Annotated in this window: 16 protein-coding genes; 4 read left to right on the forward strand and 12 right to left on the reverse strand. The window is 71.4% G+C overall.

Annotation, left to right across the window (positions count from 1 at the left end; translation table 11 throughout):
- Positions 1-131: 131 nt before the first annotated feature.
- From ABTX60_RS37535 to ABTX60_RS37550, 4 genes are all read right to left on the reverse strand, one after another.
- Positions 132-2,108 carry an ATP-dependent DNA helicase gene (locus tag ABTX60_RS37535; protein WP_352101412.1) on the reverse strand — a complete coding sequence of 659 codons (1,977 nt, stop codon included), beginning with the start codon at positions 2,106-2,108 and terminating at the stop codon, positions 132-134.
- A gap of 218 nt (positions 2,109-2,326) precedes the next feature.
- On the reverse strand, positions 2,327-2,965 hold the full coding sequence (locus tag ABTX60_RS37540) for a GNAT family N-acetyltransferase (protein WP_502992472.1): 639 nt from the start codon (positions 2,963-2,965) through the stop codon (positions 2,327-2,329).
- 78 nt (positions 2,966-3,043) lie between these two features.
- Complete coding sequence (locus ABTX60_RS37545) at positions 3,044-5,029, reverse strand: IucA/IucC family protein (RefSeq protein WP_502992473.1); 1,986 nt, start codon at positions 5,027-5,029, stop codon at positions 3,044-3,046.
- A 431-nt stretch (positions 5,030-5,460) separates the two neighbouring features.
- Positions 5,461-6,936 (reverse strand): aminotransferase class III-fold pyridoxal phosphate-dependent enzyme, encoded by a 1,476-nt coding sequence (locus tag ABTX60_RS37550; protein ID WP_502992474.1) that lies wholly within the window; start codon positions 6,934-6,936, stop codon positions 5,461-5,463.
- Between the two features lie 331 nt (positions 6,937-7,267).
- Here ABTX60_RS37550 and ABTX60_RS37555 point away from each other — a divergent pair, with 331 nt between their 5' ends.
- Both ABTX60_RS37555 and ABTX60_RS37560 read left to right on the forward strand, forming a co-directional pair.
- A complete protein-coding gene (locus ABTX60_RS37555; RefSeq protein ID WP_352101413.1) occupies positions 7,268-8,491 on the forward strand; it encodes a trypsin-like serine peptidase in 1,224 nt (407 codons plus the stop codon).
- Positions 8,492-8,667: 176 nt separating this feature from the next.
- Positions 8,668-9,867: a trypsin-like serine peptidase gene (locus ABTX60_RS37560; RefSeq protein WP_352101414.1), complete on the forward strand. Its 1,200-nt coding sequence runs from the start codon at positions 8,668-8,670 to the stop codon at positions 9,865-9,867.
- A 97-nt stretch (positions 9,868-9,964) separates the two neighbouring features.
- Here the strand turns inward: ABTX60_RS37560 and hflX are convergent, their stop codons facing one another.
- The 6 genes from hflX to miaA form a co-directional block, all read right to left on the reverse strand.
- Entirely contained in the window at positions 9,965-11,458 is a 1,494-nt protein-coding gene (gene hflX, locus ABTX60_RS37565) for a GTPase HflX (protein WP_352101415.1), read from the reverse strand.
- A gap of 209 nt (positions 11,459-11,667) precedes the next feature.
- A complete protein-coding gene (locus ABTX60_RS37570) occupies positions 11,668-13,179 on the reverse strand; it encodes a M1 family metallopeptidase (RefSeq protein WP_352101416.1) in 1,512 nt (503 codons plus the stop codon).
- Between the two features lie 165 nt (positions 13,180-13,344).
- The gene (locus ABTX60_RS37575; protein ID WP_352101417.1) at positions 13,345-15,519 is read right to left on the reverse strand and encodes a RelA/SpoT family protein; all 2,175 of its coding nucleotides are present in this window, start codon (positions 15,517-15,519) and stop codon (positions 13,345-13,347) included.
- 297 nt (positions 15,520-15,816) lie between these two features.
- On the reverse strand, positions 15,817-16,689 hold the full coding sequence (gene dapF / locus ABTX60_RS37580; RefSeq protein WP_352101418.1) for a diaminopimelate epimerase: 873 nt from the start codon (positions 16,687-16,689) through the stop codon (positions 15,817-15,819).
- A gap of 73 nt (positions 16,690-16,762) precedes the next feature.
- Positions 16,763-17,305 (reverse strand): hypothetical protein, encoded by a 543-nt coding sequence (locus tag ABTX60_RS37585; protein WP_352101468.1) that lies wholly within the window; start codon positions 17,303-17,305, stop codon positions 16,763-16,765.
- A gap of 108 nt (positions 17,306-17,413) precedes the next feature.
- Positions 17,414-18,352, reverse strand: coding sequence for a tRNA (adenosine(37)-N6)-dimethylallyltransferase MiaA (gene miaA, locus ABTX60_RS37590; RefSeq protein WP_352101419.1), 939 nt, complete (start codon positions 18,350-18,352; stop codon positions 17,414-17,416).
- A 182-nt stretch (positions 18,353-18,534) separates the two neighbouring features.
- Between miaA and ABTX60_RS37595 the strand changes: the two genes are divergently transcribed.
- Both ABTX60_RS37595 and ABTX60_RS37600 read left to right on the forward strand, forming a co-directional pair.
- The gene (locus ABTX60_RS37595) at positions 18,535-18,852 is read left to right on the forward strand and encodes a hypothetical protein (RefSeq protein ID WP_352101420.1); all 318 of its coding nucleotides are present in this window, start codon (positions 18,535-18,537) and stop codon (positions 18,850-18,852) included.
- Between the two features lie 26 nt (positions 18,853-18,878).
- Positions 18,879-19,262, forward strand: a complete 384-nt coding sequence (locus ABTX60_RS37600) for an antitoxin (RefSeq protein ID WP_352101421.1) — start codon at positions 18,879-18,881, stop codon at positions 19,260-19,262.
- A 207-nt stretch (positions 19,263-19,469) separates the two neighbouring features.
- On the opposite strand, the gene ABTX60_RS37605 is transcribed toward ABTX60_RS37600, so the two are convergent.
- Both ABTX60_RS37605 and miaB read right to left on the reverse strand, forming a co-directional pair.
- On the reverse strand, positions 19,470-20,183 hold the full coding sequence (locus tag ABTX60_RS37605; protein WP_352101422.1) for a class III extradiol dioxygenase subunit B-like domain-containing protein: 714 nt from the start codon (positions 20,181-20,183) through the stop codon (positions 19,470-19,472).
- A 179-nt stretch (positions 20,184-20,362) separates the two neighbouring features.
- A complete protein-coding gene (miaB, locus tag ABTX60_RS37610) occupies positions 20,363-21,886 on the reverse strand; it encodes a tRNA (N6-isopentenyl adenosine(37)-C2)-methylthiotransferase MiaB (RefSeq protein WP_352101423.1) in 1,524 nt (507 codons plus the stop codon).

Here is a 21,886-nt window from a genome sequence, read left to right on the forward strand (position 1 = left end):
CGGGGCCGACCTCACCTAAGCGCTGCATGCCCTCCTGACCTTCACCACGCGGCGGCCACCCTTCTCAGCCTCCAGCTTCTTGATCACCTCGTCAGCGGGCCGGCGGCTGAGCCGCCGGCCCGCCCCCCGGCTCATTCTTCTTCCGCCTGCCGGGCCGCAGCGTCGATCGTCGCGAGCGACTTCCGAACCTGGTTCCGGTCCGTCGTGAACCAGAAGTCGGGCAGCGAGGCCTTCAGATAACTGCCATACCGGGCCGTCGCCAGACGCTGATCGAGGACGGCGACCACCCCCCGGTCTCCCGACGCCCGTACGAGCCGGCCGGCGCCCTGTGCCATGAGGAGCGCGGCGTGGGTGGCGGCGACCGCCATGAAGCCATTGCCGCCGGCGTCCTCCACGGCCTTCTGGCGGGCGCTCATCAGAGGGTCGTCCGGGCGCGGGAACGGAATCTTGTCCATGACGACCAGCTGGCAGCTGGGCCCCGGGACGTCCACACCCTGCCAGAGTGACAGCGTGCCGAAGAGGCAGGTCTTCGGGTCGGCCGCGAAGTTCTTGATGAGCTCGCCGAGCGTCTCCTCGCCCTGGAGCAGGATCGGGAACTCGGGGATCCGGGAGCGCAGCTCCTCGGCGGCCAGCTGGGCGCCTCTCATGGAGGAGAACAGGCCGAGGGTGCGGCCGCCCGCCGCCTGGATCAGCTCCGTGAGTTCGTCGAGCATGTCCGCGCGGTCACCGTCCCGCGCGGGACGCGCCAGGTGTTTGGCGACGTACAGGATGCCCTGCTTGCGGTAGTCGAAGGGCGAGCCGACGTCGATGCCCTTCCACTTCGGGACGTCATCGCCCTCGGTGCCCTCGGGGGCGAGTCCCAGGGAGGCGCCGACCCCGTTGAAGTCGCCGCCCAGTTTCAGCGTCGCGGACGTCAGGACCACGGAGCGGTCCGCGAAGAGCTTCTCGCGCAGCAGCCCGGAGACGGACATGGGGGCGACACGCAGGGAGGCACCGAAACGGTCGTGGCGCTCGTACCAGACGACGTCCCACTCGGAACCGTTCGTGATGCGCTCCGCCACGTCGTGCACGTTCTCCACGGAGGCCAGGGCCTGCTTACGGACGGCGTCCTCGTCCTGGACGGACTTGTCGCGTGTCGTGCCGATCGCGGAGATGACCGTGCGGCACGCGTCGCGCAGGGCCATGAGGGCGTACCCGAGGTCCTCGGGAATCTCCTCCAGACGGCCCGGCAGCGCCAGCTCCATCAGCCGTTCGAACCCCTCGGCGGCGGTCTGGAGCTGGTCGGCGGCCTTCTCGTTGACGAGTTTCGCGGCACGGCGCACCGCTCGGTTGACCTGGCCGGGGGTGAGCTCGCCGGTGGCGACTCCGGTGACCCGGGAGACCAGTTCGTGTGCCTCGTCGACGATCAGGACTTCGTGCTGCGGGAGGACCGGGGCGCCCTCGATGGCGTCGATCGCGAGCAGCGCGTGATTGGTGACGACGACCTCGGCGAGCTTCGCGCGCTCACGGGCCATCTCGGCGAAGCACTCGGCGCCGTACGCGCACTTCGAGGCGCCCAGGCACTCCCTGGACGACACCGATACCTGGGCCCAGGCCCGGTCCGAGATGCCGGGCGTGAGGTCGTCACGGTCGCCGGTCTCGGTCTCGTCGGCCCAGTCGCGCACCCTCAGCAGGTCCTGGCCCAGCTTGCTGGTGGGCGCGGCGGCCTCGAACTGGTCGAAGAGGCCTTCCTCCTCGTCCTGCGGGACACCTTCGTGCAGTCGGTGCAGGCACAGGTAGTTCGACCGGCCTTTGAGCATTGCGAACTCCGGGCGACGGCGCAGCAGGGGGTGCAGCGACTCGACCGTTCTCGGCAGGTCGCGTTCCACAAGCTGTCGCTGCAGGGCGAGGGTGGCGGTCGCGACGACCACACGCTCCCCGTGCGCGAGCGCGGGCACGAGGTAGCCCAGCGACTTTCCGGTACCGGTGCCGGCCTGGACCAGCAGGTGGGAGCCGTCGTCGATCGCGTCCTCGACGGCTTCGGCCATGGCCACCTGACCGGGGCGCTCCGTACCGCCGACGGCAGTGACGGCGGCATGCAGGAGTTCGGGGAGTGAGGGCTTCGTCATAGCGCGACCACCCTACGACCCTGCACTGACAAACGGGCGATCAAGGCGGGTGCGGGGGACGGGATCAAGACCGTGGGCTCCTCGGAGATGGGCGGTGATCGAAGTCGGCCGGCTGGGACGGTGAGGTCGTGGCACGGCTGCTCGAGAAAGGGGCGCGGCGGGCGGGAACTGTCCCGGCACGGGCCGCGTTCAATGAGTGATGGCGCGGTGACACAGTGCTACAGCAGATGCCGGAGGGACCGGTCTCGGACCATGAGAGCGGCTCGCTTGGCGGTCAGGTCGACTTCCGCGGAGAACCGGAAGCCTGCGGTCAGGAAAGCAGCGATGGAGGGGGTGTTGCGAATGTCGGGTTCCGCGATGACACGTGCACAGGACGGCCGCTGCGCGAGAACGAGATCGGCCACGGCCCGAAGCAGCAGACCGCCCAGGCCGCGCCCCCGGTCGGAGACCCCGCCGAGCAGGAGGTGGATCCCCATGTCATGAGGCCGGGCGGGGTAATGCCGGGCCAGGGGGTCCAGATCCGCCCGGTAGATCTCCCAGTAGCTCATCGGTGCCCCATCCAGCAGGCCGAGGCACGGCGCGCTGTGTCCGTCACCGGCCAGCTGGGCGCTCAGGTGGTCCCGCGTCACCTCCTGGGGTCCGGCCAGCTCCCAGAACCTCGCGGCGGCCGGGTCGTTCATCCAGCGGCTGATGAGGGCCAGGTCGCGTTCGATGCGCGTGGGGACGAGATGGAACCGGCCTGCGGGCGTGTCCGCCGTGCCCCATCCGGCGATGCGGTCGAGGAGGTCGTCATGGCGCGGGGCGGCATCGAGACGGGTGGGCGTGACGGTCGCGGCGATCGGATCGGCGGGAGGCACGGAAGCTCCTCTCAGGAAGGGGGTGGCATGTCCTCAGGATGGAGGCAGGCCAGCGGTGGTCGGGGTCGATCAGAGCGGTCAGGAGTGCAGGGGGTTGGCGATGGTGACGTAGACGGACTGGGTGTCGACCGGGCCGACGAGTTCGTCGAGGTCGTGCAGCCGGGTGAGGAGGTTGGCCTTGCAGCGCAGGACGGGTGAGTCGAGCAGCAGGGCGGGCAGCGGGGTGCGCAGCCGGGCCGGGCCGGAGGCGAGGTGTCCGAGGAAACGCCGGAAGGCTGCAAGCAGCAGCGGCTCGTCCGCGAGGCCTTGAGAGCCGAACGCGCCGATCAGCCCGAGCACGTTGTTGACCACCAGGTAGTACACGAGCCGCTCATCGGTCACCTGGTCGCAGACGAACGTGTCGCTCCGCTCTCCGATCCCGGGCAACCGGTCGTAGAGGTCCTGGCGCCGGGATTCGCGGAAGTAGTAGCCCTGGTTGTCACGGTAGCGGCCACCCGTGGGCCACCCGTCGGCGTCCAGCAGGAGCAGGGTGTTCTGCTGATGCGCTTCCAGTGCGACGCCGGCCTCGCTGTCCAGCCAGAGGACGGGACGGACCACGTGGGCCAGGTAGCGGAGGAACCACTCGGCGGCGACGGCTCCGCGGGGGCGGCCGGTGCGGCGGGCGAGACGCGTGATCACCTCGGCCAGGCGGGACCGCAGTGCCGGGCCCTGTTGGTCGGGGCACCCCGCCCCGTCCGGCCGGGGCGGGGTGCATGGTCGCGGCGAGAGGAGGCCGGCGACGCAGGAGACGTCGTCGGAGGGGCTGAACGGATTGTGGCGGATCACCACGTCCAGTCCGGGCACCGGGTCACCGTCGGGGGTGTCGACGGCGAGCCAGGCCGGGTCCCGGACGATGTCGAAGCCCGGGTGCACGGCGCGCCACTGCTGCCCGAGGCCGCTGCGGAGCAGGCGGTGGACCTCGACGCCGCGGTGCAGTTCCTTGCGGAGGTTCTCGCGGCGGGAGTTGGTGATGCGCAGGCCCAGCGAGAGCTTGAGCATCGCGGGGGCATGGGTTCGGTAGACGGTGCGTACGGAGGAGGTGGGGTGCCAGTCGGGACCGTGGGTGCCGAGGTCGCGGAGCAGTCCGGTGTCCAGCAGGGCAGCGGTCTGGGGACGGCGTCGGACCCCGTGTGCCTGCCAGGGGTGCAGGGGCAGGAGGGCGTATCCCTCCGGGAACCGCGCTCCGGTGCCGGCGAGCCGGGCGGCGAGCAGGGGTGCGGCAACCGGGCGGCCGCGCTCGGTCCAAGAGGAGTCGGTGGCGAGGACGGAGGGAGCGACAGCCACCCAGTGCAAGGGAAAGGAGCCGCGCAACTCGGGTGAGTACAGCGGCGCTTCGGCCTCCGTGAGTCCTTCGCGGCTCTTCGGTGTGGGGTGCAGGGGGTGTCCGAGGACGAGTGCCTGCTCCGCGGACAGGAAGAGGTCGGGGCCGTCGGCCGGGCGTTCCCGGCGGTAGGTGATGAAGCCGACGGCACGTCGGAGGGAGTCGGCAACACCTGCGACGAGCCCGACGCCGTCGACGGATCCGGACGGGGCGGAGCCGGGGGCGTGCGTGGGGACGGAGACGTGGGCGCGGTTACTGCCGGAGCAGTGTGCGGACGTCTCCCTGGCGAGCAGGGCGGCGATCGTGACGGCGTCGGCGGGTGGGGCGGTCTCGGGAGCATCGGCGAGACGAGGGGGGTCGAAGCGGTGCCATCCCGTCGGGGACCAGTAGCGCACCGGTGCGAGGAGGCCCGTACCGGTGGCGGGGAGGGGGATGCGCAGGATGCCGTCGGCCGGGGTGGGCGCGTTGGTCTCGCGCGCCCAGCAGCGGAGCAGGTTCTCCACGGCGGCGGCCTGGGCGACGGTGTACGGGTCGGGGTGCTCCAGTGGGTCGCTGTCCTGGCTTGCGCTCGGCTCCTGGGCGGGTTTCGCCGTCGGCCGCTGGTGAGGGACCCGCGGCCTTGACGACGTCGCCGATGGCCGGGCCCCGGCAGAGCTTTGTCCCGGGGTGGGAGCGTGGTCGTCGGGGTGGGGGGTGGAGTTCACGGCAGCTACCTCATGGGGTGGTTGGGGATCATGAAGGTGGGACGAGGAGCTTCACTCGGTGCGGCATCCGGGGCGCGAAGTCGAGTGGCGGGCAGGCGTGCGGGACCACGGCACGCCCATGCCGGGCTCGTGGCACTCACGGCGCGCGGCACATGAGGCTCATGGCCCACAGGACTCACGGCACGCGGCGTGCGAGGCTCGTGCCCTGCGGGACTCACGGGAGGCGGCACGCGAGGCTCGTGGCCCGCGGAGACTCACGGCGCGCGGCGTGCGGGGCTGATGGCCCGCAGGAGTCATGGCTCGTCGCGCGTGATGCCCGGCGACCGGGGGCGCACCCCTGGTGAGCTGGCGTGCCGCGCGGACAGTCCGCCCAGCGGCACCGCCGCACCTGAGGAATCGGGCCCGGAGCCTCCCACGCCCGCCGTGTGGCTTCACCACGTTGGTGCGGCTGCCGTGCCGCCGCGACGGCACCGAGCCGCCGCCCGGACCGCGTCGGCCAAGCGGTCCAGTACCGCGGCCGCTTGTTCATCGGTGATGGTCAAGGGCGGCAGCAGTTGGACGACGCTGGCGCGCAGGCCGCCGAGTCCGACGATGAGGCCGCGCCGCAGGCACTCCCGCTGGACCGCGGCAGCCAGTTCGGGAGCGGCGGGGAGAGGCCGGGGCCCGCTGCCCGGCCTCCCCGACACCTCCATGTCGCACTCCGCAGCCCATGAGGCACCGGACGAGCCGGGTTCCCCTTCGCCCTCCGGGTCCATCAGCTCGACGCCGATCATGAGCCCTCTCCCCCGCACATCACCGACACAGGCGAACTCCGAGACGAGCTGCTGGAGTTGGTACAGCATGCGCGCCCCGAGGGTCGCCGCGCGCTCGGCGAGGTCGTTCTCGCGGACGTGGGCGAGGGTCGCCGTGCCGGCGGCCATGGCGAGCTGGTTGCCGGGGAAGGACTCGGCGGGGGTGCCGGCTTCTCCGGCATCGAGGTCGTCCCGGTAGACCACGACGGCCAGTGGCAGGCTGCCGCCGATGGCGTCGGAGAGGACCATCACGTCGGGGGTCACGCCACTGTGCTCGACCGCCCAGAAGGCACCGGTCCGGCCTACGCCGGTCCGGGTCTCGTCGGCGATCAGCGGGACGGACCGGTCGGCGGTGAGCTGTCGCATGCGCCGCAGCCAGGTGCCGGGGACGGGGATCACCCCGCCTTCACTCCGGACGGGCTCGACGATCACGCCGGCGGGCAGTGGCACCCCGGTTGCGGGGTCGTCGGGGAAGGGCTCGGTCCAGAGAGCGGTGAGGTCGGCCCCGCGCTCGCCTCCGGCATCGAAGGGGCGGCGGTAGTGCTGCGGGTGGGACAGTCGGGTGACCCGCGCGTCAGGGGTCTCCGCGGAGGTGGTGTCGAAGGCCTGGGCGGTACGTTCGCCACCGGTGTCGGTGAACGCCAGGAGGCCGCTCCGGCCGGTCGCCGCGCGGACGAGCGCGTAGGCGGTCTCGACGGCTTCGCTGCCGGCCGGCCCGCAGAAGCGTACGTGCGCCCGGTCCGCGAGGCCCGCTGGCAGGGTGCGGAACAGTTCGGTGAGGAAGGCGTCCTTGACGGGTGTCGCCAGATCGAGGGCGTTCAAAGGTGCGCCGGAGTCGAGCACCTTGCGGAGGGACTCCAGGACGACCGGGTGGTTGTGACCGAGGGCCAGGGTCCCCGCGCCGGAGAGACAGTCCAGGTAGCGGCGTCCGTCCGCGCCCTCGATGGTGAGTCCCCGGGCCCGCACCGGAACGATCGGCAAGGCACGGGCGTAGGTCCGGGCGGCGGATTCTCGGGCGGCTTGGCGGCGCAGGAGTCCCTCGTGCGCGGAGCGCGGGGCAGGAGCGGTGTCTTCGAATGCTCCACCGGGGAGGGATGCTGCGTGAGGGCGTCCCACAGCGGCCTCCTCTGATGCACAAGCCCCACGGGTGGACTCCGCCACGACTTCCCCGACCTCCCACTGCGCACGGGCACGGAGGACCGCGCACAGACAGCAGGCCCCCCACCGCTACCAACCCCGGACCACTCACCGGGTTACGGGTTGCCTCAAGATCCTTACCGTGACGGAACTGTTGCGGACCCGTCGGATCGCCCCCACAGCCACCGCATAGTGTGTGATGCCGTTCCCGGACGCCGCGAGGTCGCCCCGAACTTCCCGCAAGGAAGCGGGAGTCGGGGGCGAAGCGCCGGTTCGTCCACGTTCGTTCCGCACCAGGGGGAGTCAGATCATGCGATCCACACGGCCGTCGTCCCAGACCGTCCGAGGGGGGAGGGCGCGCCGCAGGAATTCCCCCGTCCTGGCAGCCGTGGCCCTCGCATCGGCGCTCGCCCTGACCGCCACGGCCTGCGAGTCGGGGGATGCGACGGCTGACGGTCAGGCCTCTCCATCCGCCACCGCCTCCGACGACGGCAAGCTCAAGATCCCGGCCGACATCAGGGACCGGCTCCGCGAGCACGGGATAGACATCGACAAGTGGAAGAACGGCGCCTGGAAGAACTGGGACCGGGACGACTGGCTGCGCGAGGCGAACGAGTACGTCAACCCGATCATCGAGGGGCTCTGGAACCCGGACCGCATGCGGGAGGCCGAGGAGCCCGACCAGGGCGTCGACGAGGGTGAGATCGCCGAGGACCAGGGCGTGACCGACGCGACGCCCGGTCCGGTGGAGGCGCAGGCCGTCCCGCCGTCGTACCACGCCAACGCACCCACGGCCGGCAAGGTGTTCTTCGACTCCCCCGAGGGATCGGCCGTCTGCTCGGCGACCGTGGTGAAGGACCCGGCGCACCCGGGCAAGTCCAACCTGGTGTGGACGGCGGGCCACTGCGTGCACGCGGGCAAGAAGGGCGGCTGGTACCGCAACATCGCGTTCGTGCCGTCGTACAACGACGCCGGCAAGCCGGTGGCGGAGCTGGAGAACGCCACCCGCGAGGATGTCGCTCCCTACGGTGTCTGGTGGGGTGACTGGGCGCAGACCTCGGACCAGTGGATCGAGCAGGGCGGTTCGACGGGCGGTGACGGCGCGCCGTACGACTTCGCGGTCATCCATGTCACTCCGGAGAAGGGCAGCGGCGGCAAGTCGCTGGAGGAGATGGTCGGTTCGGCGCTGCCGGTCGAGTTCAAGGCACCCGCGGTGCCTCGGGTGAAGCGCGTCAGGGCGATCGGCTACCCGGCCGCGAAGCCCTACGACGGGCAGAAGCTGTATCAGTGCGAGAGCCGGCCCGGGCGGCTGTCGATCAACGCCTCGGATCCGACGATGTACCGCATCGGCTGCACCATGACCGGCGGTTCGTCCGGCGGCGGCTGGGTCGCGACCGGTTGGGACGGCAAGCCGGCACTCGTGTCCAACACCTCGATCGGCCCGGTGACGTCGGGCTGGCTGGCCGGACCGCGCCTGGGTGATGTGGCCAAGGGTGTGTACGACTCGGTCAGCAAGAAATTCGCCGGTCGGTGACGGTCCGCTGACTCTCGGAAACCTTCACCGGCTCACCCCGGTACACACCCAACTCCCTGGGCATAGTGGGGTGTCGCGCGGAGCCACCGGTTGCCGCGCCCATGCCGTGCCCACGCGGCACCTGCATGTGGCAGGACAAGCACCACTCAGTTCGTACCGACGGGGGTCATCGCACCATGCGTTCCACACTTACGCCCGAACCGAGGCGAGGACGGCGCACCGTCCTCGCCGCCGCCGGGCTCGTTTCCGCCCTGGCGCTCACCGCGACCGCCTGTGGCGGTTCCGGGGATTCGGCGAGTGACAAGCCGGACGCCACCAGCTCCCAGGCCTCAGCGAACGGCGGCGGGGCCAAGATCCCGGCCGATCTCGCGGGCAGGCTCAAGGAGCACGGGATCGACGTCGACCGCTGGAAGCACGGCGGCTGGAAGGACTGGGACAAGGACAAGTGGCTCAGTGACGCCAAGGACTTCGTCAACCCGGTGATCGAGGGCCTCTGGAAGCCGGAGCGGATGCAGTCCGCCGACGAGGCCGACAAGAGGGTCACGCCGAAGGACGCGTCGGCCGGCCAGGGCGTCAGCGATCCGGATCCGGCACCGGTCCGGGCGCAGGCCGAGAAGACGCCGTACCACCGCAACGCTGCGCCGGTCGGCAAGGTCTTCTTCGACTCCCCCGAGGGCCCGGCCGTCTGCTCCGGCACGGTCGTCAAGGACGTCAACCACCCGGGCAAGTCCAACCTGGTGTGGACGGCGGGCCACTGCGTGCACGCCGGCGGCAACGGCGGCTGGTACCGCAACATCATGTTCGTCCCGGCCTACAACGACCTCGGCAGGTCCGAGGCGGAGCTGACCAACGCCAACCCGGCGGAGATCGCCCCCTACGGCAACTGGTGGGCGAACTGGGCCTCGACCTCCAACCAGTGGATCCAGGGCGGTTCGGAGAGCGGCGGTGACGGGGCCGCGTACGACTACGCCGTGCTGCACGTGAAGCCGGAGCAGGGGGCCAAGTCCCTGGAGGAGACGGTCGGCGCCGCGCTGGACGTGGACTTCTCCGCCCCGGCCGCGGCCGAGGCCGCCAAGATGGGCGCCTGGGGCTACCCCGCCGCGCCGCCCTACAACGGCGAGAAGATGTTCAGGTGCATCGACACCCCCGGCCGGTTCTCGCTCAGCCCGTCCCTGCCCTCGATGTACCGCATCGGCTGCGACATGACCGGCGGCTCCTCCGGCGGTGGCTGGTTCCGGGTCCTGAACGGCAAGACGGTACTGGTCTCGAACACCTCGATCGGTCCGGCCGACAACACCTGGCTGGCGGGTCCGCAACTGGGCCGTGACGCCGAAGCGCTCTACCAGAACATGAGCAAGACGTACGGCGGTCGGTGATCCGTGCACGCTGAAGGCCCGCTCCCCTGTGACAGGGGGGCGGGCCTTCTCGCGTGGGCCTTCTCGCGTTCAGGCGAGACGCGCGCTCAGGTCGGACTCAGAGCGCCGGTGCCGGAGCGTACGGCGTGAGCTCCGCCGCCAGTTCCTCGTGCACCCGCACCTTGAGCAGGGTGCCCTCCGGGGTGTGCTCCTCGGAGATCACCTCGCCCTCGTCGTGCGCACGGGCGACCAGCTTGCCGTGCGTGTACGGCACGAGCGCCTCGATCTCGACCGACGGACGCGGCAGCTCGTTGTCGATGAGCGCGAGCAGCTCCTCGATGCCCTGGCCGGTGCGGGCCGAGACCGCGATGGACCGCTTCTCGACGCGCAGCAGTCGCTGGAGCGTCAGCGGGTCGGCCGCGTCCGCCTTGTTGATGACGACGATCTCGGGCACGTCGGTGGCGCCGACGTCCCGGACCACCTCGCGCACGGCGGCCAGCTGCTCCTCCGGGAACGGGTGCGAACCGTCGACCACGTGCAGGATCAGGTCGGACTCGCCGACCTCCTCCATCGTGGAGCGGAACGCCTCGACCAGGTGGTGGGGCAGGTGGCGTACAAACCCGACCGTGTCGGCCAGCGTGTACAGCCGTCCGCTCGGCGTCTCGGCCCGGCGCACGGTCGGGTCGAGGGTCGCGAACAGGGCGTTCTCGACCAGCACACCCGCGCCCGTGAGGCGGTTGAGCAGCGAGGACTTGCCGGCGTTGGTGTAGCCCGCGATGGCCACGGACGGCACCTTGTGACGCTTGCGCTCCTGGCGCTTGATCTCGCGGCCGGTCTTCATCTCCGCGATCTCCCGGCGCATCTTCGCCATCTTCTCGCGGATCCGGCGCCGGTCCGTCTCGATCTTGGTTTCACCGGGACCACGGGTGGCGAGGCCGCCGCCCTTGCCGCCGCCCATCTGCCGGGACAGCGACTGTCCCCAGCCGCGCAGGCGCGGCAGCATGTACTGCATCTGCGCGAGAGCGACCTGTGCCTTGCCCTCTCGGGACTTGGCGTGCTGGGCGAAGATGTCCAGGATCAGGGCCGTCCGGTCGATGACCTTGACCTTGACGACGTCTTCGAGGTGGATCAGCTGGCCCGGGCTGAGCTCGCCGTCGCAGATGACGGTGTCCGCGCCCGTATCGACGACGATGTCGCGCAGCTCCTCGGCCTTGCCGGAGCCGATGTACGTGGCCGCGTCGGGCTTGTCGCGGCGCTGCGTGACTCCATCGAGCACCAGCGCGCCGGCCGTCTCGGCGAGGGCGGCGAGCTCCGCGAGGGAGTTCTCCGCGTCCTGCACGGTTCCCGAGGTCCAGACGCCGACGAGGACGACCCGCTCCAGGCGGAGCTGGCGGTACTCGACCTCGGTGACGTCCTCGAGTTCGGTGGAGAGGCCCACCACACGGCGCAGAGCCGCGCGGTCGGAGCGGTCGAACTGGTCGCCGTCCCGCTCTCCGTCGATCTCGTGGCTCCAGGCGACGTCCTCTTCCATCAGGGCATCGGCCCGAAAACCCTCGGGGTGGCTGTGCGCGAAGCGCTTGGAGTCCTGGGAAAAGGAAGAAGAGGAGGTCATTGGATCCTTACGTTGGTGGGAAGCCGTTCACAGTCTGCAACGCACGGGCGGTCCGGGAGATTCCCGGCGCTTCGTGCCGCGCCGACCTGAAGATGGTCGCACGGCACGGGGCGTCTCGTCACCGTGTTATCGGGCGGGCGTCCTCGTCGGCCCGGCCCGCTTCCCGGGGGCCAGTTTTCGCGGGGTCTGCGGCCTCGCAGGGGCCTGCTTCAGGCGGTCCGAGGACGCGCGGGGGCCTGCGATGTCGCGGGCGCCTCGGGCTTCCAGTCCGGGTGACCCGGCATAGGCGGGGTCTTCTCGCCGTACAGCCAGCCCTGGAAGAAGCCGTCCAGGTCGCGCCCGGAGATCTCGGCGGCGAGCCGGACGAAGTCCTCCGTCCTGGCCGTGTTGTCGCGGTACCGCTCGACCCAGGCGCGTTCCAGGCTTTCGAAGGCCGGACGGCCGATCTCCTGGCGCAGGGCGTACAGGACCAGCGCCGCCCCGTCGTAGACGTTGGGGCGGAAGATGTCGATCTTGCGGCCGGCGTCGGGCGCCTTGGGCGCGGCGGGCGGCCCGCCGGCGGCGCGCCAGCGGTCGGAGGCACCGTAGGCGGCCTTCATCCGGTCTCGCATCGGCTTGCCGGCCTGCTCCTCGGCGTACAGCGCCTCGTACCAGGTGGCGTGTCCTTCGTTGAGCCACAGATCGGACCAGGTGCGGGGGCTGACGCTGTTGCCGAACCACTGGTGGGCCAGCTCGTGGACCATGATCGACTCGACGTACCACGAGGGGTGGACCCGGTCGGTGAACAGGTCCCGTTCGAAGAGCGAGAGCGTCTGGGTCTCCAGTTCGAAACCGACGGAGGCGTCGGCCATGAGCAGGCCGTACGTCTCGAAGGGGTACCGGCCGACCTTGTTCTCCATCCAGGTGATCTGGCCGGGGGTCTTCTCCAGCCAGGGTTCGAGCGCCTTGCGGTGCTCGGTCGGGACGACGTCCCGCAGGGGAAGCCCGTGGGGGCCGGTGCGGTGCAGCACCGTGGAGCGGCCGATGGAGACCTGGGCGAGCTCGGTGGCCATGGGGTGCTGGGTGCGGTAGGTCCACGTCGTCGTCCCGCGCGACTTCTCCGTTCCGGCGGACAGGCCGTTCGCGACGGCCGTGTGCCCGTCGGGTGCCGTCACCCGGATGGTGAACATCGCCTTGTCGGAGGGGTGGTCGTTGCACGGGAACACCAGGTGCGCGGCGTCGGCCTGGTTGGCCATGGCGAGGCCGTCCGCGGTGCGCACCCAGCCGCCCTCGCGGCCCTTGGCGGGTACGGGATCACTGGTGTGTCGCACGGTGATTCGCATCCACTTGCCGTCCGACACCGAGTGCTCGGGTGTGATGACCAGGTCCTCGGCGGCGGTGTGGAACTCCGCCGGGTCACCGTCGACCTCGACCGACTGAACCGTGCCGTGGGCGAAGTCCAGGTTGACGCGGTCCAGGTCGGCGGTCGTCCAGGCGTCGATGGTCGTGACGGCCCGCAGCGGCTGGCTGTTGCTGCCCGGGTAGGTGAAGGAGAGGTCGTACGACGCCACGTCGTAGCCGGGGTTGCCGAGGTACGGGAAGAGCCGGTCGCCGACGCCGAGCGGGACGGCGGGGGCGCTCGCGGCGACGAGGCAGAGGGAGACGGCCGACGTGAGCAGGGCGGCGGCGGTCCGGCGCCGCCGGGGGCGGGCGGCGGCCGGATTGTGCGAGGTCAGGAGCATGCCCCATGGCTATCAGCGCGCGGGGGGACGTCGCGGACGACGCGCTTTTGCCCCACCCGAACCGGGGACCGGGGCCTGCGCCGGGTGCCGTCCCGGCGGTTGGCGGCGGCCGGGGGCGAAGTCCTCCGAGACCTGCCCGCAGGCCGTTCTCCGGCGTGGGCCGCGTCAGTCGCCCTGCGGTTGCGGCTGCGCCCGGCTGACGTCGTACACCCCGGCCACGTCGCGCATCGCGCGCATCAGGCCGGGCAGATGGCCGGCGTCGGGGAGCTGCACGGTGTAGGTGTGCCGCACCTGCTGCTGGGTGGGGGGCTCGACGGTCGCCGAGACGATCTCGGCCCCCTCGGAGGCCATCGCCTCGGTGAGGTCGGCCAGCAGATGCGGACGCACGAACGATTCGGCGACCAGCGTGACCCGGCACTCGGCGGCCTCTCCCCAGCGCACACCGACCTCCGCACGCCCCCCGTCCTTCATACGCGCTACCGCGGCGCACTCCACACGGTGAACGGTGACCGCTCCTCCGCGTACGGCGAAACCGGTGATCTCGTCGGGCGGTACGGGCGTACAGCAGCGGGCGAGCCGGACGGTCGCGCCGGGCAGGTCGGCGTGGACGTTGCCGGTGGCGGAGCGGTCGGCGGGCTGGTCGGGCGCCGCGTCCGGCTCGGGTACGTCGGCGGGACGGACGCCTGTCCGGTTCTCCGCGATCCGCGCCTCGCTCTGCTGGGACTCGGCCTGTGCCGGATGGGCGGTCAGCCACCGCTGGATGGCGATCCGGGCCGCGGGGGTGTGCGCGTGCTCCAGCCACTCCCGGGACGGCTCCGACGCCGGGTCCTGGCCCATGAGGAGCTGAACGGTGTCGCCGTCCTTCAGAACGGTGCTCAGCGTCGCCAGGCGGCCGTTCACCCGGGCCCCGATGCAGGCGTGCGCGTCCTCCCCGTACTGCGCGTACGCCGCGTCCACGCAGGTCGCGCCCTCGGGCAGGCCGAGAGTGCCGCCGTCGGGGCGGAAGACGGTGATCTCACGGTCCTGGGCGAGGTCCTCGCGCAGGGTCGACCAGAAGTGGTCGGGGTCGGGTGCCGCCTCCTGCCAGTCGAGGAGCCGGGAGAGCCAGCCGGGGCGGGTGGGGTCGACGCGCTCACCGTCGACCGGGTCGTCGGGGGCCGGTGCGTAGGGGTTGCCGAGGGCGACGACGCCGGCCTCGGCGACCTTGTGCATCTGGTGCGTGCGGATGAGGACCTCGACGACCTGGCCGTCCTCGCGCGCCACAGCCGTGTGCAGCGACTGGTAGAGGTTGAACTTCGGTACGGCGATGAAGTCCTTGAACTCCGAGACCACCGGCTTCATACAGGTGTGCAGTTCGCCCAGGACGGCGTAGCAGTCGGCGTCCTCGTTCACCAGGACCAGGACGCGGCCGAAGTCGGAGCCGCGGAGCCGGCCGCGTTTGCGGGAGACGCGGTGCACCGAGACGAAGTGCCGCGGGCGGATGAGGACTTCGGCGGGGATGTCCGCCTCGCGCAGCACCCCCCGTACCTCGTCGGCGACCTCGGCGAGCGGGTCGTCCGCGCGGGCCGCGTTGCGGACGATCAGCTCCCGGGTGTGCGCGTACTCCTCGGGGTGCAGGATCGCGAAGACCAGGTCTTCCAGTTCGGTCTTGAGCGCCTGGACGCCGAGCCGTTCGGCGAGCGGGATGAGCACGTCACGTGTCACCTTGGCGATGCGCTCCTGCTTCTCGGGGCGCATGACTCCGAGGGTGCGCATGTTGTGCAGCCGGTCGGCGAGCTTGATCGACATGACGCGGACGTCGTTGCCGGTGGCCACGAGCATCTTGCGGAAGGTCTCGGGTTCGGCGGCGGCCCCGTAGTCAACCTTCTCCAGTTTGGTGACGCCGTCGACGAGGTAGCGGACCTCCTCACCGAACTGGTCGCGGACCTGGTCGAGCGTCACGTCCGTGTCCTCGACCGTGTCGTGCAGCAGCGACGCGGTCAACGTCGTGGTCTCGGCGCCGAGTTCGGCGAGGATCAGGGTCACGGCGAGGGGGTGGGTGATGTACGGCTCACCGCTCTTGCGCATCTGGCCGCGGTGCGAGGACTCGGCCAGGACGTAGGCGTGGCGCAGGGGCTCGAGGTCCGCCTCGGGGTGGTGGGCGCGGTGGGCCTCGACGACATGGCTGATGGCGTCGGGCAGCCGGCCCCGGGCGGCGGGGCCGAGCAGGGCCGCGCGGCCCAAGCGGCGCAGGTCGATCCGGGGGCGGGCCTTTCTGCGGGTGGCTGTCGGCGTCACCGCTCCTGACACCGCGCCCGGCATCTGGCCTGGGCTCACGGAATTCGTGGCCTCCGCACTCATGGGCACCTCCGGCTGCGTCAACCGGCGGACGGGCGCCCCAGAGCGGACATGGCTCAGGGGGCGGCTTCGGTCCCCCGTCCGGGCCGGTGCTTGATGCTACCGAGCCCACCACGCCCGACTGACCGCCTCTCGCCGAGCGTGAAACTGATCACCCATTCGAGGGACGAATGTGAGGTTTGTACCCCTGCACCGAGCGGACTTCGTGATGCGCATCTCGCCAAGTGGCCGAATATCAACGGTGATTTCGAATCGTCCGGCCGAAGATGCCCGGGTGGTTTCAAGACGACGAGGCGCGGCTCACGCGGACGTCGCGGCTTCCAGCCAGTCCGCGTCGATCTCGCCCTCTGCCACGATGACCGCCGGGCCGGTCATCTCGATCTCACCGTCGGGCCGCTCGGTGATCACCAGCGTGCCGCCGGGGACGTCCACGGTGTAGGTCGCGGGGGCGCCGGTGGTCTTCGGGTCGGCACCGTCACGGCGGGCGGCGGCCACGGCGACGGCGCACGCGCCCGTGCCGCACGAGCGGGTCTCGCCGGAGCCGCGCTCGTGCACCCGCAGCGCCACATGCCCGGGGCCGCGGTCGACCACGAACTCGACGTTCACACCGTCCGGATAGGCGGTCGCCGGACTGAAGGGCGGCGGGGAGAGCAGGTCACCCGCGTGCGCCAGGTCGTCCACGAAGGCGACCGCGTGCGGGTTGCCCATGTTGACGTTGCGCGCGGGCCAGCTGCGCTCGCCGACGCTCACCGTGACGTCACCCTCGGGGAGCACCGCGCGGCCCATGCTCACGGTCACGTCACCGTCCTTGGCGATGTGCACCGTCTTCACACCCCCGCGCGTGGCGACCGCGAGGTCTCCCTCGGTCACGTGACCGGCGCGCTGGAGGTAGCGCGCGAACACCCGCACGCCGTTGCCGCACATCTCGGCGACCGAACCGTCGCCGTTGCGGTAGTCCATGAACCACTCCACCTCGGCCGCCATGCCCGTCGCCTCCGGGTGCGCGGCGGACCGCACCACGTGCAGCAGCCCGTCACCGCCGATGCCCGCGCGCCGGTCGCACAGGGCTGCGACGGCGGCCGGAGGCAGGTCGATGGCGTTCTCGGGATCCGGGACGATCACGAAGTCGTTCTCGGTGCCGTGGCCCTTGAGGAAGGCGATCCGCGTGCTCATGCCTCGATCGTAAGGGGTGCCTGCGACAACGCCTCGGCGCGCCTGTGACAGCCTTCCCGCAGCCCCCAGGGGGTCAGCGCAGCCGAGCCACACGCCACACGGCGAGGACCACCACGACGGCCACGACCAGGGCGTACGCGAGGACGACCCGCCAGTCGGGCCTGCGGCCGGAGCCGCGGGCCGGCAGGCCCGGCCAGGTGTAGCCGACGCGGCGGGCGGCCATCATGCCCCACCCGGCCGCGCACGAGCAGATCAGCAGGCCCAGCATGGCGATGACGGCCCCGCTGTCGCCGAAGTCGAAGGCGAGCGGGAACGCGAACATCAGTGAGCCGAGCGCCGCGAGGCTGACGATGGGAGCCAGCTGCCAGATCCGGAGCCGACGCTGCGGACGCAGCTCGACCTCGACCTCGTCGGCGAACATCTCGCCGGGCTCGGGACCGTCGTCCGTCACGCCCTGTGTCTCGTCGGGCCCGTCGGAGCTGAGGTGCTCCGCCTCCTGCTCCGGTGCGCTCTGCTCCAGTGCGTTCAAATCCGACGCGTCCCCGCGCCCCGTCTCATCCCGCTCGGCGGTGATGTGATCGGTGCTTCGTGCGGTGTCGCGAGGGCCGGCCTCCATCGCCACGCGCCCTCCCAACTAGGACTCAGCTCGGTCGATCGAAGCTCGATGATGGCACGCCGCCGAAGGACCGGATGACGGCCTGGGCGTCCCGATGCCATGACGTGATCAGGCTGTGACCGGTCGTTCGACCAAGGACAGCGCGAGCTGCGGAAGTTCCGTGAGATCGGCCGCCGCCCCACTCAACCAGTGCACCCTCGGGTCGCGCCTGAACCATGAATCCTGGCGGCGCGCGAAGCGCTTGGTGGCACGCACGGTCTCGGCCCGCGCGTCGTCGAGCGTGCACTCCCCGGCGAGCGCCGCGAGCACCTGCTGGTAACCGAGCGCACGCGAGGCCGTACGCCCCTCGCGCAATCCCTGCGCCTCGAGCGCGCGCACCTCGTCCACGAGGCCCGCGTCCCACATCCGGTCGACCCGGCGCGCGATGCGCTCGTCGAGTTCGGGGCGGGCCACGTCGACGCCGATCTGAAGGGTGTCGTAGACCGAGTTGTGGCCGGGGAGATTGGCCGTGAAGGGCCTGCCGGTGATCTCGATCACCTCGAGGGCGCGGACGACCCGGCGGCCGTTACTGGGCAGGATCGCGCGGGCCGCCTCGGGGTCGGCCGCGGCCAGGCGGGCGTGCAGCGCACCGGAGCCGCGCAGCACGAGTTCCTCCTCCAGGCGGGCGCGGACCTCGGGGTCGGTGCCGGGGAACTCCAGGTTGTCGACGGCCCCGCGCACGTACAGTCCGGAACCGCCGACCAGGACCGGCCAGCGCCCCTCGGCGAGCAGCGCCTCGATCCGCTCGCGGGCCAGCCGCTGGTACTCGGCGACGGACGCCGTGACGGTCACGTCCCAGATGTCCAGCAGGTGGTGGGGGACGCCGTCGCGCTCCTCGGGCGTCAGCTTGGCGGTACCGATGTCCATCCCTCGGTAGAGCTGCATGGAGTCGGCGTTGACGACCTCACCGCCGAGGCGCTGGGCCAGGAAGACGCCCAGATCGGACTTTCCGGCCGCAGTCGGTCCGACGACGGCGATGACGCGGGGGGCGGGGGGTGCGCTGCTCACCGCCCCAGTCTCGCAAACCTCGAACCGTGGTCTCGAACGAGTTACGTGACGCGACGGACGCGGGGTCGTTGCCCGTTGCGAGGTTCCTGCCGCCGGATCACGGAGGCGGCGGCCCGGGCCGCGCAAATTGACGCACCGGGCAACGCGGGATTTCGCCCGCACGAGTAACGTATGGAGTGGATATGGGCGTTTTTGCACGACTTCTCCGGCGGTCGAAGGCCACGGCGGAGACGCCTGCAGCCGAGGCTCGGAACGAGACGGCGAAGGGTGGGGCCGAGGCGGAGACGGCCGAGGCACAGACGGCCGGGACGCAGGCGACGGAGGCCGCCCGGACCGCCGGGGCGAAGGGCGACGACGAAGCCCCGGAAGCGGCGGAGCCGGCTGCCGAGGCGACTCCCGGGGTCACCGAGTCCACCGAGTCCGAGGGCGTCGACATCCCCAAGCAGCAGTCCACCGAGAAGGCGGCCGACAACGAGGCCGGTGAGAGCGCCCGTACGTGACCGCCCCGCGCGAGGGAAGGTGAGCCATGGGTCTCATGGAGAATGTGAAAGCCAAGCTGGGCCCGGCCAAGGGCAAGGTCTCCGACCTCGCACAGCGGCATGAGGGCCGGATCCATCACGGTCTCGACAGGGCCGCGCAGGCCGTCGACAAGACGACCAAGGGCAAGTACAGCGACAGGATCCAGTCGGGCACGGGCCGGGCCAAGGGCGCCATGGGCCGACTCACGCACCATGGCGACGGCACACCGGAGACGGGCGGCACGACGATGCCCGGCGCGACCGGCACGACGACGCCGCCCGGCACAGGCCGGACGGCACCGCCGCGGGACGCGGCTCCCCCGACGGATGCAGCTCCCCCGACGGATGCGGGCGGCACTCCGCATCCGGAGGCGCCACCGCCCACGTCCTGAGCTCGCTTCGTCGCCTCCAGGGACCGAGGCGCGCATCGGCACACCGGAGGGCACATCGGCGGACGGCCGCGGAGGCACGAAGGCTCCCGGCCGTCCGCCGTTCCCACGCTCCTGCGGCCCGGGCCTGGACCGTTCCCGCGACCCGCGCCACGACCTTCCCGCACGGTGCCACCCGCGCCACGTCCGACCCGCACCCTGCGGCCCGGGCTACGACCAGGCGGCGACGACGTATCCCACGCCGTACGGCGCGTCCTCGTACAGCAGTGAGCCGCCGAGGTCCGCGGTCTCGGCCGCGCCCGCCAGGACCTGCCAGGGAGCCCGGCCGGAGACCTTCAGCTCACGGGCCAGTCCGTTGTCCAGCGTCGTGAGGGCCGCCAGGTCCGCCGCACCGAGCGCCCGTGCGACCTGCGCGTCGAAGGGCGCCGCCCGTTCGTCCAGGTAGCCCGGGGCCTTGAGCGTCCGGCACGCGCTGGCGTCTCCCATCACGAGCAGAGCCACCCGCTCGTCCCGGGCGGCGAGCTCCCTCCCGGACCGCACGCACCGCTCGGTCGGGGAGCTCTCCCCCACCCCCAATCCCTCGACCGGGGCGTCGGACCACCCGGTCCGCTCCAGCAGCCAGGCGGCCACACTCAGCGAGTACGGCAGGCGCGCTCCCGTGTCCGCGCCCTCGGCCGCGCCCAGCCGTACGCCGAGGTCGACACCGAAGCCCCGGAAGGACCCCGCCGTTCCCGCCGGGTAGGTCTCGGCCCCGGCCCCGCCCACAGGGCCGACGACCACGAGCCGTCCCGGCCGGGCGGCGGCGAGCACACCCAGCGCGTCCGTGCAGGCGGCCCGCGCGGCATCCAGTTCCGGGGCGGCGCCCGCGGCGATCTCGGGAACCAGGAGAGGCGGGCAGGGGCAGACAGCGGCGGCGACAAGCATGATCGGCAGGGTAACTCTCAGGAGCCGCTGTCACCGCACAGGGCGACAGCGGTCCGGCTCGGTCGTAGCCACAGCCGCGCTCCACACGGCCCGCAAGGCGGAGGCGACAGCGGCCCAGCTCAATCGCAGCACACCCGCGCTCCACACGGCCCGCCGGGCGGAGGCGACAGCGGCCCGGCTCAGTCGCAGCCGCACCCGCTCGCCACGGCCGGCAGGGGCTCGGGGGCGCCGATCTTCGGCAGGCCCAGCATCACGCCGACGGGCTTGGCCTTCTCGGCCGCGTTCCGCTTCTCCCAGGCGTCCCCCGCGCGCGTACGGCGGACGTCCAGCACGGGACCCTCGGCGAGGAGGTGGTGCGGGGCGGCGTAGGTGATCTCGACGGTGACCACGTCGCCGGGGCGGACCTCCTGGTCCGGCTTGGTGAAGTGGACGAGGCGGCTGTCGGGGGCGCGGCCGGACAGGCGGTGGGTGGTGTCGTCCTTGCGGCCCTCGCCCTCGGCGACCATCAGCTCCAGCGTGCGGCCGACCTGCTTCTTGTTCTCCTCCCAGGAGATCTCCTCCTGGAGGGCGACGAGCCGCTCGTAGCGCTCCTGGACGATCTTCTTGGGGATCTGGCCGTCCATCTCGGCGGCCGGGGTGCCGGGGCGCTTGGAGTACTGGAACGTGAAGGCCTGGGCGAAGCGGGCCTCACGGACCACGTGCAGCGTCTGCTCGAAGTCCTCCTCGGTCTCGCCGGGGAAGCCCACGATGATGTCCGTGCTGATCGCGGCGTGCGGGATGGCGGCGCGGACCTTCTCGATGATTCCCAGGAAGCGCTCCTGGCGGTAGGAGCGGCGCATCGCCTTCAGGACCGGGTCGGAGCCGGACTGGAGCGGCATGTGGAGCTGCGGCATCACGTTCGGCGTCTCGGCCATGGCGGCGATGACGTCGTCGGTGAAGTCCCGCGGGTGCGGGGAGGTGAAGCGGACGCGCTCCAGCCCGTCGATCTTCCCGCAGGCGCGCAGCAGCTTGCTGAAGGCCTCGCGGTCGCCGATGTCCGAGCCGTAGGCGTTCACGTTCTGCCCGAGCAGCGTGATCTCGGAGACGCCCTCGGCGACCAGGGCTTCGATCTCGGCGAGGATGTCGCCGGGTCGGCGGTCCTTCTCCTTGCCGCGCAGGGCCGGGACGATGCAGAAAGTGCAGGTGTTGTTGCAGCCGACGGAGATGGAGACCCAGGCCGCGTACGCGCTCTCGCGTCGGGTGGGCAGCGTCGAGGGGAACGCCTCCAGCGACTCGGCGATCTCGACCTGCGCCTCGTCCTGCACGCGCGCGCGTTCCAGCAGGACGGGCAGCTTGCCGATGTTGTGCGTACCGAAGACGACGTCCACCCAGGGCGCCCGCTTCACGATGGTGTCGCGGTCCTTCTGCGCGAGGCAGCCGCCGACCGCGATCTGCATGCCGGGGCGGGCCGCCTTCTTCGGGGCGAGGTGGCCGAGGTTGCCGTACAGCTTGTTGTCGGCGTTCTCCCGCACGGCGCAGGTGTTGAAGACGACGACGTCCGCCTCGTCGGCGCCCTGGGGGGCGCGGACGTAGCCGGCGTCCTCCAGCAGTCCGGACAATCGCTCGGAGTCGTGGACGTTCATCTGGCATCCGTAGGTCCGGATTTCATACGTTTTAGATGATCGAACGTCCACTGCCGGGCTCCGGTCGCTGCTGCTGGTCAT

The organism is Streptomyces sp. NPDC126510 (assembly GCF_040302345.1).
GTDB lineage: Bacteria > Actinomycetota > Actinomycetes > Streptomycetales > Streptomycetaceae > Streptomyces.

Coding starts and splice junctions, on each gene's coding strand:
- ABTX60_RS37535 (WP_352101412.1), bottom strand. CDS start 2,108: ATGACGAAGCCCTCACTCCCCGAACTCCTGCATGCCGCCGTCACTGCC.
- ABTX60_RS37555 (WP_352101413.1), top strand. CDS start 7,268: ATGCGATCCACACGGCCGTCGTCCCAGACCGTCCGAGGGGGGAGGGCG.
- ABTX60_RS37560 (WP_352101414.1), top strand. CDS start 8,668: ATGCGTTCCACACTTACGCCCGAACCGAGGCGAGGACGGCGCACCGTC.
- hflX (WP_352101415.1), bottom strand. CDS start 11,458: ATGACCTCCTCTTCTTCCTTTTCCCAGGACTCCAAGCGCTTCGCGCAC.
- ABTX60_RS37570 (WP_352101416.1), bottom strand. CDS start 13,179: ATGCTCCTGACCTCGCACAATCCGGCCGCCGCCCGCCCCCGGCGGCGC.
- ABTX60_RS37575 (WP_352101417.1), bottom strand. CDS start 15,519: ATGAGTGCGGAGGCCACGAATTCCGTGAGCCCAGGCCAGATGCCGGGC.
- dapF (WP_352101418.1), bottom strand. CDS start 16,689: ATGAGCACGCGGATCGCCTTCCTCAAGGGCCACGGCACCGAGAACGAC.
- ABTX60_RS37585 (WP_352101468.1), bottom strand. CDS start 17,305: ATGGAGGCCGGCCCTCGCGACACCGCACGAAGCACCGATCACATCACC.
- ABTX60_RS37595 (WP_352101420.1), top strand. CDS start 18,535: ATGGGCGTTTTTGCACGACTTCTCCGGCGGTCGAAGGCCACGGCGGAG.
- ABTX60_RS37600 (WP_352101421.1), top strand. CDS start 18,879: ATGGGTCTCATGGAGAATGTGAAAGCCAAGCTGGGCCCGGCCAAGGGC.
- ABTX60_RS37605 (WP_352101422.1), bottom strand. CDS start 20,183: ATGCTTGTCGCCGCCGCTGTCTGCCCCTGCCCGCCTCTCCTGGTTCCC.
- miaB (WP_352101423.1), bottom strand. CDS start 21,886: ATGACCAGCAGCAGCGACCGGAGCCCGGCAGTGGACGTTCGATCATCT.